This window comes from Streptomyces malachitofuscus (assembly GCF_055571035.1).
This window is the reverse complement of sequence record NZ_JBVIGA010000014.1, coordinates 86,574-102,709: the sequence shown is the minus strand read 5'-3', so window position 1 is coordinate 102,709 and position 16,136 is coordinate 86,574. Positions and strand designations below refer to the sequence as shown.

Annotated in this window: 13 protein-coding genes and 1 tRNA gene; 7 read left to right on the top strand and 7 right to left on the bottom strand. The window is 71.6% G+C overall.

Annotation, left to right across the window (positions count from 1 at the left end):
• Positions 1 to 369: 369 nt before the first annotated feature.
• Positions 370 to 1,647 carry a serine--tRNA ligase gene (gene serS, locus ACZ44S_RS21255; protein ID WP_466931318.1) on the top strand — a complete coding sequence of 426 codons (1,278 nt, stop codon included), beginning with the start codon at positions 370 to 372 and terminating at the stop codon, positions 1,645 to 1,647.
• Positions 1,644 to 2,447 carry an HAD family hydrolase gene (locus tag ACZ44S_RS21250; RefSeq protein ID WP_466931316.1) on the top strand — a complete coding sequence of 268 codons (804 nt, stop codon included), beginning with the start codon at positions 1,644 to 1,646 and terminating at the stop codon, positions 2,445 to 2,447. The genes serS and ACZ44S_RS21250 overlap by 4 nt, the downstream gene beginning before the upstream one ends.
• Before the next feature lie 14 nt (positions 2,448 to 2,461).
• On the opposite strand, the gene ACZ44S_RS21245 is transcribed toward ACZ44S_RS21250, so the two are convergent.
• From ACZ44S_RS21245 to ACZ44S_RS21225, 5 genes are all read right to left on the bottom strand, one after another.
• A tRNA-Ser gene (locus ACZ44S_RS21245) sits at positions 2,462 to 2,547 on the bottom strand.
• A gap of 320 nt (positions 2,548 to 2,867) precedes the next feature.
• Positions 2,868 to 3,587 (bottom strand): ABC transporter permease subunit, encoded by a 720-nt coding sequence (locus ACZ44S_RS21240; RefSeq protein ID WP_466931314.1) that lies wholly within the window; start codon positions 3,585 to 3,587, stop codon positions 2,868 to 2,870.
• Between the two features lie 10 nt (positions 3,588 to 3,597).
• Positions 3,598 to 4,509, bottom strand: a complete 912-nt coding sequence (locus ACZ44S_RS21235; protein ID WP_190164551.1) for an ABC transporter ATP-binding protein — start codon at positions 4,507 to 4,509, stop codon at positions 3,598 to 3,600.
• Entirely contained in the window at positions 4,506 to 5,420 is a 915-nt protein-coding gene (locus ACZ44S_RS21230) for an ABC transporter permease subunit (protein WP_466931312.1), read from the bottom strand. The genes ACZ44S_RS21235 and ACZ44S_RS21230 overlap by 4 nt, the downstream gene beginning before the upstream one ends.
• Complete coding sequence (locus ACZ44S_RS21225; RefSeq protein WP_466931310.1) at positions 5,410 to 6,396, bottom strand: ABC transporter ATP-binding protein; 987 nt, start codon at positions 6,394 to 6,396, stop codon at positions 5,410 to 5,412. Before ACZ44S_RS21225 ends, ACZ44S_RS21230 begins: the two co-directional genes overlap by 11 nt.
• Before the next feature lie 159 nt (positions 6,397 to 6,555).
• Between ACZ44S_RS21225 and ACZ44S_RS21220 the strand changes: the two genes are divergently transcribed.
• From ACZ44S_RS21220 to ACZ44S_RS21200, 5 genes are all read left to right on the top strand, one after another.
• Complete coding sequence (locus tag ACZ44S_RS21220; RefSeq protein ID WP_466931308.1) at positions 6,556 to 8,316, top strand: SDR family oxidoreductase; 1,761 nt, start codon at positions 6,556 to 6,558, stop codon at positions 8,314 to 8,316.
• 127 nt (positions 8,317 to 8,443) lie between these two features.
• On the top strand, positions 8,444 to 8,992 hold the full coding sequence (locus ACZ44S_RS21215; RefSeq protein WP_466931306.1) for an RNA 2'-phosphotransferase: 549 nt from the start codon (positions 8,444 to 8,446) through the stop codon (positions 8,990 to 8,992).
• Between the two features lie 17 nt (positions 8,993 to 9,009).
• The gene (locus ACZ44S_RS21210; RefSeq protein ID WP_466931305.1) at positions 9,010 to 9,456 is read left to right on the top strand and encodes a hypothetical protein; all 447 of its coding nucleotides are present in this window, start codon (positions 9,010 to 9,012) and stop codon (positions 9,454 to 9,456) included.
• 57 nt (positions 9,457 to 9,513) lie between these two features.
• Positions 9,514 to 10,416, top strand: coding sequence for an LLM class flavin-dependent oxidoreductase (locus ACZ44S_RS21205; protein ID WP_466931303.1), 903 nt, complete (start codon positions 9,514 to 9,516; stop codon positions 10,414 to 10,416).
• A gap of 98 nt (positions 10,417 to 10,514) precedes the next feature.
• Complete coding sequence (locus ACZ44S_RS21200; RefSeq protein WP_466931301.1) at positions 10,515 to 11,402, top strand: HAD family hydrolase; 888 nt, start codon at positions 10,515 to 10,517, stop codon at positions 11,400 to 11,402.
• Between the two features lie 4 nt (positions 11,403 to 11,406).
• Here ACZ44S_RS21200 and ACZ44S_RS21195 read toward each other — a convergent pair whose 3' ends face one another.
• Both ACZ44S_RS21195 and cydD read right to left on the bottom strand, forming a co-directional pair.
• Positions 11,407 to 12,465, bottom strand: a complete 1,059-nt coding sequence (locus ACZ44S_RS21195; protein WP_466931299.1) for a M23 family metallopeptidase — start codon at positions 12,463 to 12,465, stop codon at positions 11,407 to 11,409.
• Between the two features lie 140 nt (positions 12,466 to 12,605).
• Positions 12,606 to 16,127, bottom strand: coding sequence for a thiol reductant ABC exporter subunit CydD (cydD, locus tag ACZ44S_RS21190; RefSeq protein ID WP_466931297.1), 3,522 nt, complete (start codon positions 16,125 to 16,127; stop codon positions 12,606 to 12,608).
• Positions 16,128 to 16,136 lie beyond the last annotated feature (9 nt).

Genomic DNA, 16,136 nt, shown 5'->3' with positions numbered 1-16,136 from the left:
TCCTTTGGTCAACCCTTTGGAGGGAACTCTTTCCACTCAAAAGTAGGGCTGGAGGGGGTTTGTGCTGGGAATCCTCGGCAGGTGACCGGTGTTTCGGAGTGATCAATTCCGAAGTCCACAGACCTTCCCCACACCCTGTGGATAACTTTCGCCAGGGTGGGGACTCCTGTGGACAAGCGGGCCCCAAGTCCCGCTCCGCACAAGGGATTCCAGTCAACCGGAAGCCCTGCGACTGACCCGTTCCAGGGGAGGGGCGTCCTTTATTGACCCCTGCGGACACAATGTGCATTTTTCCCATAACGGACCGTGAACCGTCTTCTGGCAATAGTCAGTCGTGGGTGGTCATCCCGCACCGGTAGCCTTGACCGCGTGATTGACCTTCGCCTGCTTCGTGAGGACCCCGACCGTGTGCGCGCTTCCCAGCGCGCCCGTGGAGAGGACGTCGCGCTCGTCGACGCCCTCCTGTCTGCCGACGAACGGCGCAGGTCGTCCGGCGTCCGCTTCGACGAGCTGCGCGCCGAGCAGAAGTCGCTCGGCAAGCTCATCCCCAAGGCGGCCGGTGACGAGAAGGCCGAGCTGCTGAAGAAGGCCGAACAGCTCAAGGCCGACGTGAAGGCCGCCGACGCCGACCGCGACGCCGCCGCCACCGAGACCCAGGACCTCCTGCTCAGGCTGAGCAACCTCGTCCACCCCGACGTGCCCGTCGGCGGCGAGGAGGACTTCGTCACGCTGGAGACGCACGGCACCGCACGCGACTTCGGCGCCGAGGGCTTCGAGCCCAAGGACCACCTGGAACTCGGCCAGATCCTCGGCGCCATCGACGTCGAGCGTGGCGCAAAGGTCTCCGGCTCGCGCTTCTACTTCCTGACCGGCGTCGGCGCGCTGCTCGAGCTCGCCCTGGTGAACGCCGCGATGGCGCAGGCCACCGCGGCCGGCTTCACGCCGATGCTGACCCCCGCGCTGGTCCGCCCCCAGTCCATGGCGGGCACCGGCTTCCTCGGCCAGGCCGCGCAGGACGTCTACCACCTCGAGAAGGACGACCTGTACCTGGTCGGCACGTCCGAGGTCGCGCTGGCCGCCTACCACAGCGACGAGATCATCGATGCCGACCGGCTGCCGCTGCGGTACGCGGGCTTCTCGCCGTGCTTCCGCCGCGAGGCCGGCTCGCACGGCAAGGACACCCGGGGCATCTTCCGCGTGCACCAGTTCGACAAGGTCGAGATGTTCTCGTACGTGGCCCCCGAGGACTCGCAGGCGGAGCACGAGCGGCTGCTGGAGTGGGAGAAGCAGTGGCTGACGTCGCTGGAGCTGCCGTTCCGCGTGATCGACGTCGCCTCGGGCGACCTGGGCTCCTCAGCCGCGCGTAAGTACGACTGCGAGGCGTGGATCCCCACCCAGGGCAAGTACCGCGAGCTGACCTCGACCTCGGACTGCACGGAGTTCCAGTCGCGCCGGCTGTCGATCCGGGTGCGCGAGGACAAGAAGGTGCGGCCGCTGGCCACGCTCAACGGCACGCTGTGCGCCGTACCGCGCACCATCGTGGCGATCCTGGAGAACCACCAGCAGGCCGACGGCTCGGTCCGCGTGCCGGAGGTCCTGCGTCCGTACCTGGGCGGCCGGGAGCTCCTGGAACCGGTCACCAAGTGAGCGCCGGCTTCCCCTACCGGCTCGTCGCGACCGATCTCGACGGCACGCTGCTGCGGGACGACCACTCGGTCTCCCGCCGCACCCGTGACGCGCTCGCCGCGGCCACCGCGGCGGGCGCGGCGCACATCGTCGTCACCGGCCGCGCGGTGCCCTGGACGCGCCCCATACTCGACGACCTCGGCTACACGGGTCTGGCCGTCTGCGGCCAGGGCGCCCAGGTGTACGACGCCGGAGCGCACCGGCTGCTGACCTCGGTGACGCTGGACCGCCAGCTGGCCGGGGTGGCGCTCGCCAAGATCGAGGCGGAGGTCGGACCGCTGCACCTGGCGGCCAGTCGCGACGGCCTGAACGGCGAGGTGCTGGTCGGCCCCGGTTACGAGGTCGTGGGCGCGCTGCCCGCCACACCGTTCACGGACGCGTCGGACCTGTGGGCGGCGCCCCTCAACAAGCTGTACATCCAGCACCCGGACCTGACCTCCGACGAGCTCGCCGAGGCCGCCACCCGCACCGCGGGCGGTTTCGTCACCGTCACCATGGCGGGCGAGGGCATCGTCGAGCTGCTCCCGCTGGGCCTGTCGAAGGCCACGGGGCTGTCACTGGCGGCCCGCCGGCTGGGCGTGAAGGCCACGGAAACGATCGCCTTCGGCGACATGCCCAACGATCTGCCGATGTTCGCCTGGTCCGCGTACGGCGTGGCCATGGCCAACGCCCACCCGGACCTGCGTGCGGTGGCCGACGAGGTGACGGCCTCCAACGAGGACGACGGGATCGCGGTGGTCGTGGAGCAGTTGCTGGGCTGACGCCCGGCGCTGTGCGGAGGATGCACGGATCGAACGCGCGCGGGCTGTGAACCCGACCACGGTTGAGCAAACCGGTGCCTTACCACTCGGCCAATCCTCCGGGTGGGCGGCCCGCGCGACACGAATGCGCGCGCTCGAAGCGGCCGCCCCGGGCAGCTCCCCGTGCGGGGCGGACTCGACGGAGCAGTAGGGATTACTCCGGAGTCCGCCGCGGGCTGCCCTGACGGGAGCCGGACGTACTGCCGTGCATGGACATCGTCCCGCTCCCTTCCCGGCACATGGTCACCGGACGTTCCCGGCGATGCGGACACCCTCACTCTGCCCGGCGGACCGTGCGAACGCCACCGAATAAACCGCAGGCGGCGCCGCTGTCAGCGACGCCGCCACCCGCGTCGGCGGGCCGTACGGAAACGGACGCCTTCACTCCTCGCCGGCGAGCGTCAGCGAGCGCAGCTTCTGACCGGCGTACCAGGTGGCCAGCACGGTGACCGAGGCGAGCAGGACCGTCGCGGTCGTCAGGCCCACGTCCGACGTGACCAGGTCGCCCCCGGAGACCTTCTGCGCCACCGCGAGCGACCACTGCTGGACGCTCAGCGTGCGCGCGCCGGGCACCAGGGAGCCGAACAGCGCCTCCCAGACCAGCGCGTAGACCAGACCGAAGACCACCGCGTGCCGCGAGACCGTGCCCAGCAGCAGGAAGAGCGCCGCGTACGCGATGGAGGCGACCAGCGCGGCCACCGTGTAGGCGACGGCGACCTGCTGGCCGTTGCCGTTCAGGACGAAGCCCGCGATCAGCGTGGGCACCGCCGAGAACACCATGGTGACGGCGATGGCGACGATCAGCTTGGTGAAGATGATCGTGGGCCGCTTGATCGGCTTGGACAGCAGGTACACGACCGAGCCGTCGTCGATCTCGGGGCCGATCGCCCCGGTGCCCGCGATGACACCGATGATCGGCACCATGGTGGCGAGCGCGAGTCCGCCGAGGACGTCGGCGGCGGTCTGGTCGTCGGCGCCGGCGAGGGCGCGCACCGCCAGGGCAATCGCGATCAGCAGCAGGGGCAGCGCGCCCAGGATGAGGGCCCGGCGACGGCCGAGCAGGGCCCGGTAGGTGAGCCGGGCGACTGTGGGGTCGTACATCAGGGGCCTCCTACGCCGCGACGAGATACGAGAAGACGGACTCGAGGGACTCGTCGGACGGCGAGACCGTGAGCAGCCGGATGCCGTGGTCGCGTGCGACCTTGGGCAGCAGGGACGTGAAACGGCCGAAGTCGACGGCCTGGATGCGCAGCGCGCCCTCCGCCACGTCCACCTCGATGCCGGACGTCGACGGGTCCGCGATCAGCGCGGCCGCGAGCGCGCGGTCGTCGCTGGAGCGCACCAGGTAGCGGTGCGGGCGGTCCGTCATCAGGCGGCGGATCCTGCGGAAGTCACCGCTGGCCGCGTGCCGGCCGGCGACGACGACCTCGATGTGCCAGGCGAGCTGCTCGACCTCTTCGAGGATGTGGGACGAGAACAGCACGGTGCGGCCCTCGTCGCCCATGCGCCGCAGCAGGTCCATCAGCTGCATGCGCTGGCGCGGGTCCATGCCGTTGAAGGGTTCGTCCAGCAGGAGCAGCGACGGGTCGTGGACCAGCGCGGAGGCCATCTTCACGCGCTGCCGCATGCCCTTGGAGTAGGTGGCGATCCTGCGGTCCTGCGCGTACTCCATCTCGACCGTGGCCAGCGCCTTCTGGGCGGCCTTGGCGCCCAGGCCGTGCAGTTCGGCGTTGGCGACGACGAACTCGCGGCCGGTGAGGAAGTCGTACATCGCCTCGCGCTCGGGGACGATGCCGATGTGCTGGTAGATGGCCTCGTTGCGCCACACCTGCTGTCCGTCGAGCGTGACGGTGCCGGTGGAGGGGGCGAGGAAACCGCCCATCATGTTGATGAGGGTGGACTTCCCGGCTCCGTTGGGGCCGAGCAGACCGGTGACCCCGGGGCCGATGGTCATGGTGATGTCGTTGACGGCGACCACGTTGCCGAACCAGCGGGAGACGTGGTCGATGCTGAGCGTGGTCACAGTCCCACCTTCTTGTAGCGGCGCATCAGGAGGCCGTAGCACGCGGCGATCAGACCGAGGCAGAAGAGGACGTAGACGACGCCCTCGGCGTTGGTCGGGCCCACTCCGCCCGGGAAGGCCGAGGTCGCGCCCAGGAAGGCCGACTGCACACCGTCGATGAGGGTGATCGGCGAGAACAGGCCGATCCAGGCGATGCCGTCGCCGCTGTTCTGGACCTCCGCGATCGCCTGGAGGGTGGAGACGGCGCCGTAGGAGATGGTCAGGACGGCGATCACGGCCGCGATGCCGAAGCCGCGGCGCGGGGTGACCGACGCGATGACCAGGCCGATGCCGGCGAAGAGCAGCGAGAGCAGTGCCACGGAGACGAGTCCCTGTGCGAATCCCTTGGTCTGGTCGGAGAAGTCGAGCTTGGCCAGCAGCGCGCCGATGTACAGGACCAGCAGGGGAGCGGCCGTGAGGATGAACAGCGCCGAGGCCAGCGCGGCGAACTTGGCGCGCACGTAGTCGGCGGTCTCGATGGGCCGCGAGAAGTACAGCGGTACGGTCTTGAAGCGCAGGTCGCGCGAGACGGACTGGGGCGCCTGCGAGGCGACGTACAGGCTGACGACGGCCTGCATGATGATCGCGTAGCGCGTGTAGTCGACGGGCAGGTCGCCCGCCTTGGTGGCGACGGCGACGGCCACCATGATGGCGGCGGGCACGCACATCACCACGAACAGCAGCATCGGCAGCACCTTGGACTTCACCGAGCGGCCGAGGCCGTAGGAGCCGCGCAGGGACTGCGTGTACAGCGACAGCCGGGCGTAACCGCGGCCCAGTCGGGGGCCGTCGTAGGAGCGGTAGCCGATGTTGTGGATACGGGTGTCACCCGGTGCAGTGGCTGGTGTCTGCATGGACTGCTCAGCTGCCATGGCCGACCGCCTCCTTCCGCGCCTCGTCACTGTTCTCGTCGCTGTTCGTGAAGACCTCGGAGATGTGGTGCCGGCGCTGCTCCATACGCACCAGGCCGAGGCCGAGGTCCGCGATCACGTCGCGGACCAGGTCGTACGTCTCCTCGCCCTGCGCGGTGAGCAGCAGGACGTGGCCGGCGCCCGGCAGCCCGCTGCCGTCCTCGACGTCCACCCCGCGCGCGTGGAGCGCCTCGCGCACCGCGCGGGTGCCGTCCGGGTGCTCGTCGGTGTCGGTGACCTCGATGGCGAGGGTCGTGGTGGTCTGGGTGAAGTCCGTGGTGGAGCTGGAGCGCAGCAGCTTGCCGCCGTCGATGACGACGACGTGGTCACAGGTGCGCTCCAGTTCTCCCAGCAGGTGGGAGGTGACCAGGACCGAGATGCCGAAGTCGGTGTGGATCCGGCGGATCAGGCCGAGCATCTCGTCGCGGCCGACCGGGTCGAGGCCGTTGGTCGGCTCGTCCAGGAAGACCAGCTGGGGGTCGTGCACGAGGGCCTGGGCGAGCTTGACGCGCTGCTTCATGCCGGTGGAGTAGCCGCCGATGGGACGGTAGCGCTCCTCGTACAGGCCGACATGGCGCAGGGTGTCCGCGGTGCGCTCCCGCGCGGCGGTGGGCGGCAGGCCGGACATGCGCGCCATGTGGACGACGAACTCGGTGGCCGAGACGTCCGGGGGCAGACAGTCGTGTTCCGGCATGTAGCCGACCCGCTCGCGGATGGCGGCGCCCTTGGTGGCGACGTCGAGGCCGAGCACTTCGGCGCGGCCCTCCGTGGCGGGGGACAGACCCAGAAGGATCTTGATCAGTGTGGACTTGCCGGCTCCATTGGCTCCGACGAGTCCGGTCACACCGGGCCCGACGTCCACGGAGAGCCGGTCAAGAGCGGTCACCCTGGGGAACCGCTTGCTCAGGCTTTCGGTCGCGATCACAGTCACGTCCATGACACTAGTGACCCGTGCCACTCCGGTCGTCAGACCGGAGAGCCGTCTTGGCGTCCCCCTGGAGTCGTACGGGCCCGTAGGGGAAGCCCTGCCCGAGAGTTATGCACAGGGATCGAGGCACTGTTGACGGGCTCTCTAACAACTGCCAGATTCGCCGGTGTGACGGGACTGAAGGGCGCGCGGGAGCGCCGGGTGCGTACGGGCGGGGTCGAACTGTGTGTGGCCGAGCTGGGCGACCCCGGGCGGCCGACGGTCGTCCTGGTGCACGGGTACCCGGACAGCAAGGAGGTGTGGTCCGAGGTCTTGCCCCGGCTCGCCGGCCGCTTCCATGTCGTGGCGTACGACGTCCGGGGCCACGGCCGGTCCACGGCACCGCGTCCGCTGCGCGGCGGGTTCACCCTGGAGAAGCTGACCGACGACTTCCTGGCCGTCGTGGACGCGGTCAGCCCGGACCGGCCGGTCCATCTGGTGGGGCACGACTGGGGGTCGGTGCAGTCCTGGGAGTTCGTCACCGTCGGGCGCACCGCGGGACGGATCGCCTCCTTCACGTCGGTGTCGGGCCCGTCGCTCGACCACTTCGGGCACTGGATCAACCGCCGGGTGAAGCGGCCGACCCCGCGCCGGGTCGGCCAGTTGCTGGGCCAGGGCGCCAAGTCCTGGTACGTGTACCTGCTGCACACGCCCGTGCTGCCGGAACTGGCCTGGCGCGGGCCGCTGGGCAGGGCCTGGCCGCGCATCCTGGAGCGCGTCGAGAAGACGCCCGGGGACGGGTATCCGACCGCGTCCCTGCGGTCGGACGCGGCCCACGGGGCCTGGCTCTACCGGGACAACGTGCGGCGCCGGCTGCGCAGCCCGCGCGCGGACGCCTACGCGCACGCACCCGTGCAGCTCGTCACGCCCCTGGACGACGCGTTCCTCTCGGAGCGGCTCTCCGAGGATCTGGAGCAGTGGGCTCCGAGGCTGACCCGGCGGACGCTGCCGGCCCGGCACTGGGTCCCCCGCAGCCGCCCTGATCAGCTGGCGGCATGGATCTCCGACTTCGTGACGTCCGTGGAGGCGGGCCGGCCAAGGGCGTCCACCACGGGCCGGTACGCCGACCGGTTCGGCGGGCAGCTGGTCCTGGTCACGGGGGCGGGCAGCGGCATCGGGCGGGCCACCGCGCTCGCGTTCGCGGAGGCGGGCGCGCGCGTGCTGGCGGTCGACCGGGACGCGGAGGCCGCGGCCCGCACCGCCGGGGAGGCCCGCCGTCGCGGCGCGGCGGCGGCCTGGGCGGAGACGGCGGACGTGTCCGACGAGCAGGCCATGGAGAAGCTGGCCGAGCGGGTGACCACCGAGCACGGGGTGGTGGACGTCCTGGTGAACAACGCCGGCATCGGGCTGGGCGGATCCTTCTTCGACACCACCACGGAGGACTGGAAGAAGGTCCTGGACGTCAATCTGTGGGGTGTGATCCACGGCTGCCGGCTCTTCGGCAGACGGATGGCGGAGCGCGGACAGGGCGGCCACATCGTGAACGTGGCCTCGGCGGCGGCGTTCCAGCCGTCCAGGGCGCTGCCCGCCTACGGCACGTCCAAGGCCGCGGTGCTGATGCTGAGCGAGTGCCTGCGTGCGGAACTGGCGGGGAGGGGGATCGGCGTGTCGGCGATATGCCCCGGGTTCGTGAACACCGCCATCACGTCCACCGCGCGGTTCGCGGGCGTGGACGCCGACGAGGAGCGGCGCCTGCAGCGGCGGGCGGCACGCCTGTACGGGTTGCGCGGCTACCCGCCGGAGAAGGTCGCGGCCGCGATCCTGCGGGCGGTGGTGCGCGACGCGCCGGTGGTGCCGGTCACCCCGGAGGCACGGACGGCGTATGCCCTGTCGCGGTGGATGCCGGGCGCCTTGCGGAGGATCGCGCGGATGAAACCGCCGCTGCGCTGACGCCGTTGGGACGGCGGTTGTCCACAGAGTCTCCAAATCCCCTGTGGATAAACGCACTTGGCTGTGGATCAAACCTCCGAAGCAAAATCGATCGCGTGATGCGCGTCTCTCCCGGCACTCTGAACGGATGGACGAAAGACGCACCGTCAAGGTGTCGAAGTACCTCGCCAAGCATCTGCGCCACCAGCCCGACAGGATCGGGCTCACTCTGGACGAGGGCGGATGGGTCGAGATCGATGCGCTGATCTCGGCGGCGTCCACGCACGGCTTCCGGTTCACCCGGGAGGAGCTGGACCATGTCGTCGCCACCAACGACAAGCGGCGCTTCGCCGTCGAGGGCACCCGGATCCGCGCCAGCCAGGGACACAGCGTGGAGGTCGACCTCGGACTGCCGACCGCCACCCCGCCGCCGTACCTCTACCACGGCACCGTCGCCCGGAACCTCGAGGCGATCCGCGCCGAGGGGCTGCGCCCCATGAACCGTCACGCCGTGCACCTCTCCGCCGACCGCGGGACGGCGACCCGCGTCGGGGCCCGCCGGGGCAACCCGGTCGTGCTGTCCGTTGACGCGGGTGCCATGCACCGCGACGGCCACGTCTTCCATGTCAGCGCGAACGGCGTATGGCTGACACAGGCCGTACCGAGCCGGTACCTGCGTTTCCCCGGCAGCCGCTGACGTACATGATCGGTGGTATGAACCACCTGCCCAGCACCGAGGCCGCCGTCACCGCCCTCCGCGCGCTCGCCGACACCTACGAGCGCGAGATCGAGGTCACTCATGACATCGGCGCGGACCAGACCTCACGCCGCACCGCGGCCGGCGTCGGCGTCAGCACGGACCCCGACGGCTCCCTCCCCCACGAGGCCTACGTCGAGTTCGGCGGCCTGCCCCGGGTGAGCGTACGGCTCTACCCCGAGGACGACGCACTGATCGAGGTCGAGGGCGTGGAGTGCCCCGACGTCCCCCGGGACGACGTGCCGGCATTCCTGCGCTCCTTGTTCGACGGACTGGCGTACGTCAGGGCACGGCGCTTCCCTCCGGGCTATTTCCTGATCGTGCCCATGCCGGGAGACCGGACGCACAAGGAGTTCATCCCCATGATCCTGCTCACCCCCTGGCTGAGCGCACGGGTACGCTGACGGACTCGCGCGCAGGTGTTTCACGTGAAACCTGCGGCGGCGCATAGGCTCGGTGGCATGAGCCTGCGCCTGAGCACCGTGATCCTCCCCTACCGCCGCTGGCACGAGGGCAGCCGTACGGCATGGATGCGCGCCGAGGAACTCGGCTTCCACACGGGCTACACCTACGACCATCTGTCCTGGCGCAGCTTCCGGGACGGCCCGTGGTTCGGCGCCGTCCCCACCCTGACCGCCGCCGCGGCCGTCACCGACCGGATGCGCCTGGGCACGCTCGTGACCTCGCCGAACTTCCGGCACCCGGTCACCCTCGCCAAGGAACTGATCTCCCTCGACGACATCTCCGGCGGCCGGGTCACGCTCGGGGTCGGCGCGGGCGGCACCGGTTTCGACGCCACCGCGCTCGGTCAGGAGCCCTGGACCCCGCGCGAGCGGGCCGACCGCTTCGCCGAGTTCGTGCCGCTGCTCGACCGGCTGCTCACCGAGGACTCGGTCTCCTACGAGGGTGACTTCTACGCGGCGCACGAGGCACGCAACATCCCAGGCTGTGTACAGCGGCCCCGGCTCCCCTTCGCGGTGGCGGCCACCGGACCACGCGGACTGCGGCTCGCGGCGCGCCACGGGCAGGCATGGGTGACCACGGGCGACCCCCGGCTGTACGAGAGCGGCACGCCCGAACAGTCGGTTCAGGCCATTCGCGGTCAGGCGGAGAGGCTGGCCGACGCCTGCGCCGAGCTCGGCCGGGACGTGACCGGGCTGGACAAGATCCTTCTCACCGGATTCACCCCGGACCGCAACCGTCCGCTGGAGTCCCTGGACGCCTTCGTCGACTTCGCGGGCCGCCACATCGAGCTGGGATTCACCGAGATCGTCGTCCACTGGCCCATCCCGGACACGGAGTTCACCGCGGACCAGAAGGTCTTCGAACACATCGCCATGGAAGCACCGGCACAGTTGCGGTGAGCCAGGACGGGGGACCGCCCCGCCGCACCAACGAGAAGACCACTGGTGACGGTGGTAACCACTCAGATGTGCGGAGTCCCGCACGGTCGTGCGGGCATATGCGGGACAATGACCGGGTGACCTCAGCGACCCGACAGCCCGAGACCCCGGCAGCCCTCACTCCACCGCGGCTCATCGCGACCGACCTCGACGGCACCCTGCTGCGCGACGACAAGTCGGTCTCCCCCCGCACGATCGCCGCCCTGGCCGCCGCCGAGGAGGCCGGCGTCGAGGTCTTCTTCGTCACCGGCCGCCCGGCCCGCTGGATGGACGTCGTCAGCGACCACGTCCACGGCCACGGCCTCGCCATCTGCGGAAACGGTGCGGCCGTCGTCGACCTGCACGGCGGCCCCGGCGCCCACCGGTTCGTGAAGGTCCGCGAGCTGCCCCGCAAGAACGCCCTGGACGCGGTGCAGTTGCTGCGTGACGCCGCCCCCGGCACCGTGTACGCCGTCGAGCAGACCTACGGCTTCAACCAGGAGCCCGACTACCCGAAGCTGCACATGGAGGTCCCGGACACCCTGGCCCCCGCCGAGGACCTGCTGGCCCCGGACTCCCACACCGCCGGCGAACCGGTGCTCAAGATCCTCGCCTACCACCCCGAGCTCGGTCCCGACGCCTTCCTCACCCTGGCCCGGCTCGCCATCGGCGACCGCGCCAACGTCACCCGCTCCAGCCCCAGCGCCCTCCTGGAGATCAGCGGCCCGGGGGTGTCCAAGGCCAGCACGCTGGCCCTGTGCTGCGCCGAGCGCGGCATCTCCCACGAGGAGGTCGTCGCCTTCGGCGACATGCCGAACGACGTCGAGATGCTGACCTGGGCCGGCCGCTCCTACGCGATGGGCAACGCCCACCCGGACGTGCTCGCCGCCGCCTCTGGCCACACCGTCGCCAACAACGACGACGGCGTGGCCGTGGTGATCGAGCGGCTGCTCAACGGGCGGGTGTAGCAGCTCAGAGCGGCACCCCGTGCCGGGCCAGCCACGGCACGGGGTTCACGGCCGACCCCATCTCGGGAGTGACCCGCACCTCGAAGTGCAGATGCGGCCCCGTGGAGTTGCCGCTGGTACCGGACTGCCCGATCCACTGCCCGGGCGTGACCCGGTCGCCCTGGTCGACGGCGACCGCGGCGAGATGGGCGTACTGGGTGTAGTAGCCGCCCGCGTGCTGGAGCACGATCTCGATGCCGAAGGCCCCTCCGCAGGACACCTTCACCACCCTGCCGGTCCCCACGGCCCGCACCGGCGTGCCGATCGGCACCGCGAAGTCCTGCCCGGTGTGCCGGTTCGCCCACCGCGCCCCACCGCTGCCGTACGACGCGGACAGCTCGTACGTCTCCACCGGCGCCACCCAGCTGCTGTCGAACCGCGTCTCCGGCTGGTCGAGGCGGACCGCGCCGCGGCAGGCGCCCGCCGCGACCGAGGCGTCCGCCTGCCCCTGCAGCTTCCACCGCGCGGTTTCGAGCTTCGCCTCGATGCGCTGCTTCAGGTCGGCCAGTTCCGAGTTCCGTTTCTCCAGCCTCCGCCACGCCGCCGCGGCCTTCGCCTCGTCCCGGACCAGCCGGGCCTCCGCCCGCTCGCTCTTGTCGATCGCCTTGTCCAGGGTCACCTCGGCTTGAGCGACTGCCCGCTGACCGCGCATCAGCTCCTCGGGGTCGTCCGCGAGCAGCATGTGCGCGGTGAGGGGAAGCCCTCCGCCGTCCCGGTACTGGGAGCTGGCGATACGGCCCAGACCCTCGCGCAGGCCGGCCATCTCCTGCCGCTCCCGGTCCAGCCGCTCCTCCAGCCGCTGCGCCCTGGCCCGCTGCTCCTCCGCCTCGCGGCGGCCGGCCTCGTACCGTTCCGTGGCCGTGGCCGCTTCCTCGTACAGCCGCGCCACCTCCGCGCCGATGCCGGAAGCGGAACCGTGACCGGGGACATGGGAGCCGTCGCCGTCGGTGGGCCGGGCGGCGAGCACGGCGAGCGCGCACAGCAACACGGTGACGAGCAGCGGATGGCGGCGGGTGAAGCGCATGACTGCGATCCTGGACCCCGCCCCGGCGCGCGGTCCTGTTCATGTCGTACACATGGGGGAGCGGTCACCCCGGACGGCCCATCAATACCGCCGAACAGCCGCTTGACGCCCTGTCACGCACGACGGAACTCCTTCTGCCGTCACCCCTGACGGGTCGCCACCAGCAGTTCCGACTCCTCCTCCCGCAGCGCCATCTCCCGCAACGGGCCGTCCACGGCGGCGAGTTCCGCGTACGGCCCGCGCTGGACCACCCGTCCCCCGTCCAGCACGACGACCTCGTCCACCGCCTCCAGACCGGCCAGCCGATGGGTGATGAGAAGGGTCGTGCGGCCTTCGGTTGCTCCGAGCAGATCGGCGGTGAGCGCGTCGGCGGTCCGCAGGTCGAGGTGTTCCGCCGGTTCGTCCAGCACCAGCACGGGGAAGTCGGCGAGCAGCGCCCGGGCGAGCGCCAGCCGCTGCCGCTGTCCGCCGGACAGCCGCGCCCCGTGCTCACCGACGAGCGTGTCGAGCCCTTCGGGCAGGCCGTCGGCCCACTGCAGCAGCCGGGCCCGGCCGAGCGCGTCGCGCAGCTCGTCCTCGGTGGCGTCCTTCCGGGCGAGCAGCAGGTTCTCCCGTATCGAGCTGTTGAAGAGGTGCGCGTCCTGAGCACACAGACCGACCAGCCGCCGCACGTCGTCGCCGTCGAGGGCGCACGCGTCCACACCGGCCAGCGTGTACGAGCCCGCGCCCGGGTCCAGGAACCGCAGCAGCACCTGGGCGAGCGTCGTCTTGCCCGCCCCGGAGGGTCCGACCACCGCGATGCGGCGGCCCCGTTCCAGGGTCAGGTCCAGCCCGGCGAGGGCGTCCCGGCCCTGCCCGGCGTGCCGCGCGGACAGCCCCTTGACGACGAGCGGGAACGGGGACACCGGCGCCTGCCTGGGCGTTTCCGGCTCCCGTACGGGCACCGGGGCGTCCAGTACCTCGTACACGCGCTCGGCGCTCCGGCGCACCCGCTGCCGGTACTGCACGGCGAGCGGCAGTCCGAGGACGGCCTCGAACGCGGCCAGCGGGGTGAGGATCACGACGGCCAGGGCCACACCGTCCAGCCGTCCGGTGGCCACGGCCCCGACGCCGGCGAGTGCGGCGGCGGCGACGGTCAGCCCCGAGATCAGTGCGGTGAGCCCGTCGCCGAGCGCTGTGGCGGTGGCCGCGCGCGAGGCGATCCGGGTGAGTGCTCCGTCGGCCCGGCGTGCCTCGGCGGTCCGCGCGGGCAGGGCGCCCGCGACGGTCAGCTCGGCGGTGCCGGTGAGCACATCGGTCACCCGGGTCGCGAGGACGCCCCGGGCCGGTGCCAGCCTGCGTTCCGCACGGCGGGCCACGGCACCGGTCAGCAGGGGCACACCGGCGCCCGCCGCGAGGAGCCCGGCCGCGAGTACGGCCCCGGCCTCGGGCAGCAGCCACGCGGTGAAGCCGACGGACAGGGCGGAGACGGCCACGGCCGCACCGGCCGGCAGCAGCCAGCGCAGCCAGTAGTCCTGGAGGGCGTCCACGTCGGAGACCAGACGGGAGAGCAGATCACCCCGGCGGGAACCGCGCAGCCCGGCGGGCGCCAGCCGCTCGAGCCGCCGGTAGACCGCGACCCGGGTGTCGGCCAGCATGCGCAGGACGGCATCGTGCGACACGAGCCGCTCGGCGTAGCGGAACACGGCCCGCCCGATGCCGAAGGCCCGGGTAGCCGTCACGGCGACCATCAGATACAGCACGGGCGGCTGCTCCGACGCCCGCGAGATGAGCCACCCGGACGTCGCCATGAGCCCGACGGCGCTGCCCAGGGCGAGGCTGCCGAGCAGCAGCGCGAGCGTGATCCGCCCCCGCCGGGCGCCGGACAGGGCGCGGACGCGGGCGAGGACACCGCCCGGCACCGGGTCGGCCTCGGCGGGCTCGCCGGGCGGTGGGTCCAGGGCGTGGACACCGTCCTCGGCCGGCTCCGCTCCCGGTTCCTCCGGGAGGCCGGCCACCGGGCGCAGGGGTTCTCCGCGGCCCTCGGCGGTGCCCTGTTCCGCCAGCCGGACCACCCGGTCGGCGACGGCGAGCAGAGCCGGCCGGTGCACCACGAGCAGCACCGTCCGGCCGGCCGCCAGCCGCCGTACCGCCGCCACGACCTCGGCCTCGGTGGCGCCGTCCAGCGCGGCCGTCGGCTCGTCGAGCAGCAGGACGGGCCGGTCCGCGAGGAACGCGCGGGCCAGCGCGAGCCGCTGCCGTTGCCCGGCCGACAGACCCGCTCCGTCCTCTCCGAGCACCGTGTCCGTGCCCTCGGGCAGCGCGTCCACGAACTCCAGCGCCCCCGCGTCCCGCAGGGCACGCCGTACGGCGTCGTCGCCCGCCCCGGGCCGGGCGAGCCGTACGTTCTCCGCGATCGTCCCGGCGTACAGGTGCGGCCGCTGCGGCACCCAGGCGACGCGGCTGTGCCATGCGGCGAGGTCGAGCCCGACCAGATCGGCTCCGCCGATCCGCACCCGCCCCTCGGCGGGCCGGACGAACCCCAGCAGTACGTTCAGCAGGGTCGACTTTCCCGCCCCGCTCGGCCCCACGAGCGCGACCGTCTCCCCGGGGGCGACGGCGAAGGACACGCCGGTCACGGCGTCCGTGTCCCGGCCGGGATGGCGGACCGTCACGTCCTCGAAGGAGACGGCGCCCGTCGGCACCGCACCCGTTGCGGGGTCGGGGGCGGGTGTCTCCAGTACGGCGAAGATCTCCTCGGCCGCCCCGAGCCCCTCCGCCGCCGCGTGGTACTGGGCGCCCACCTGCCGCAGCGGCAGATAGGCCTCCGGCGCCAGGATCAGGATGACCAGGCCCGTGTAGAGGTCCATTTCGCCGTACACGAGCCGCATGCCGATCGTCACGGCGACCAGTGCCACCGAGAGCGTGGCGAGCAGTTCGAGCGCGAAGGAGGAGATGAAGGCGATCCGCAGCGTCCGCATGGTGGCCCGCCGGTATGCGGCGGTGATCCGCCGGATCGACTCCGCCTGGGCCTTGGCCCGTCCGAACACCTTCAGCGTCGGCAGCCCGGCGACGACATCGAGGAAGTGGCCGGAGAGCCGGGACAGCAGCAGCCACTGACGGTCCATCCGCGACTGGGTGGCCCAGCCGATCAGCACCATGAAGAGCGGGATGAGCGGCAGGGTGCCGACGATGATTGCCGCCGAGACCCATTCCTCGGTGACAATCCGCGCCAGCACCGCCACCGGTACCACCACCGCGAGACCCAGCTGGGGGAGATAGCGGGAGAAGTAACCGTCGAGCGCGTCGACTCCACGCGTCGCCAGGGTGACCAGCGATCCGGTGCGCTGTCCGGCCAGCCACTCCGGTCCCAGAGCCGTCGCCCGGCTCAGCAGCCTCCCCCGCAGCTCCGACTTGACCGCCGCGCTCGCCCGGTGCGCGGCCAGTTCGGTCAGCCAGCCGACCAGACCTCGGCCGACCGCGACGGCGGCGAGCAGGAGCAGGGGAGTGCTGAGGTCGCCGGCGGACAGACCGTCCTCGAACGCGCCCACCACGATCTCGGCGATGAGCATGGCCTGGGCGATGACCAGCACCGCGCCGAGGACCCCCAGGCCGACGACCGCCGCCAGGAAGCCCCGGGTGGCACGCGCGTACCGGAGCAGTCGCGGGTCGATTGGTTTCACGTGAAACAC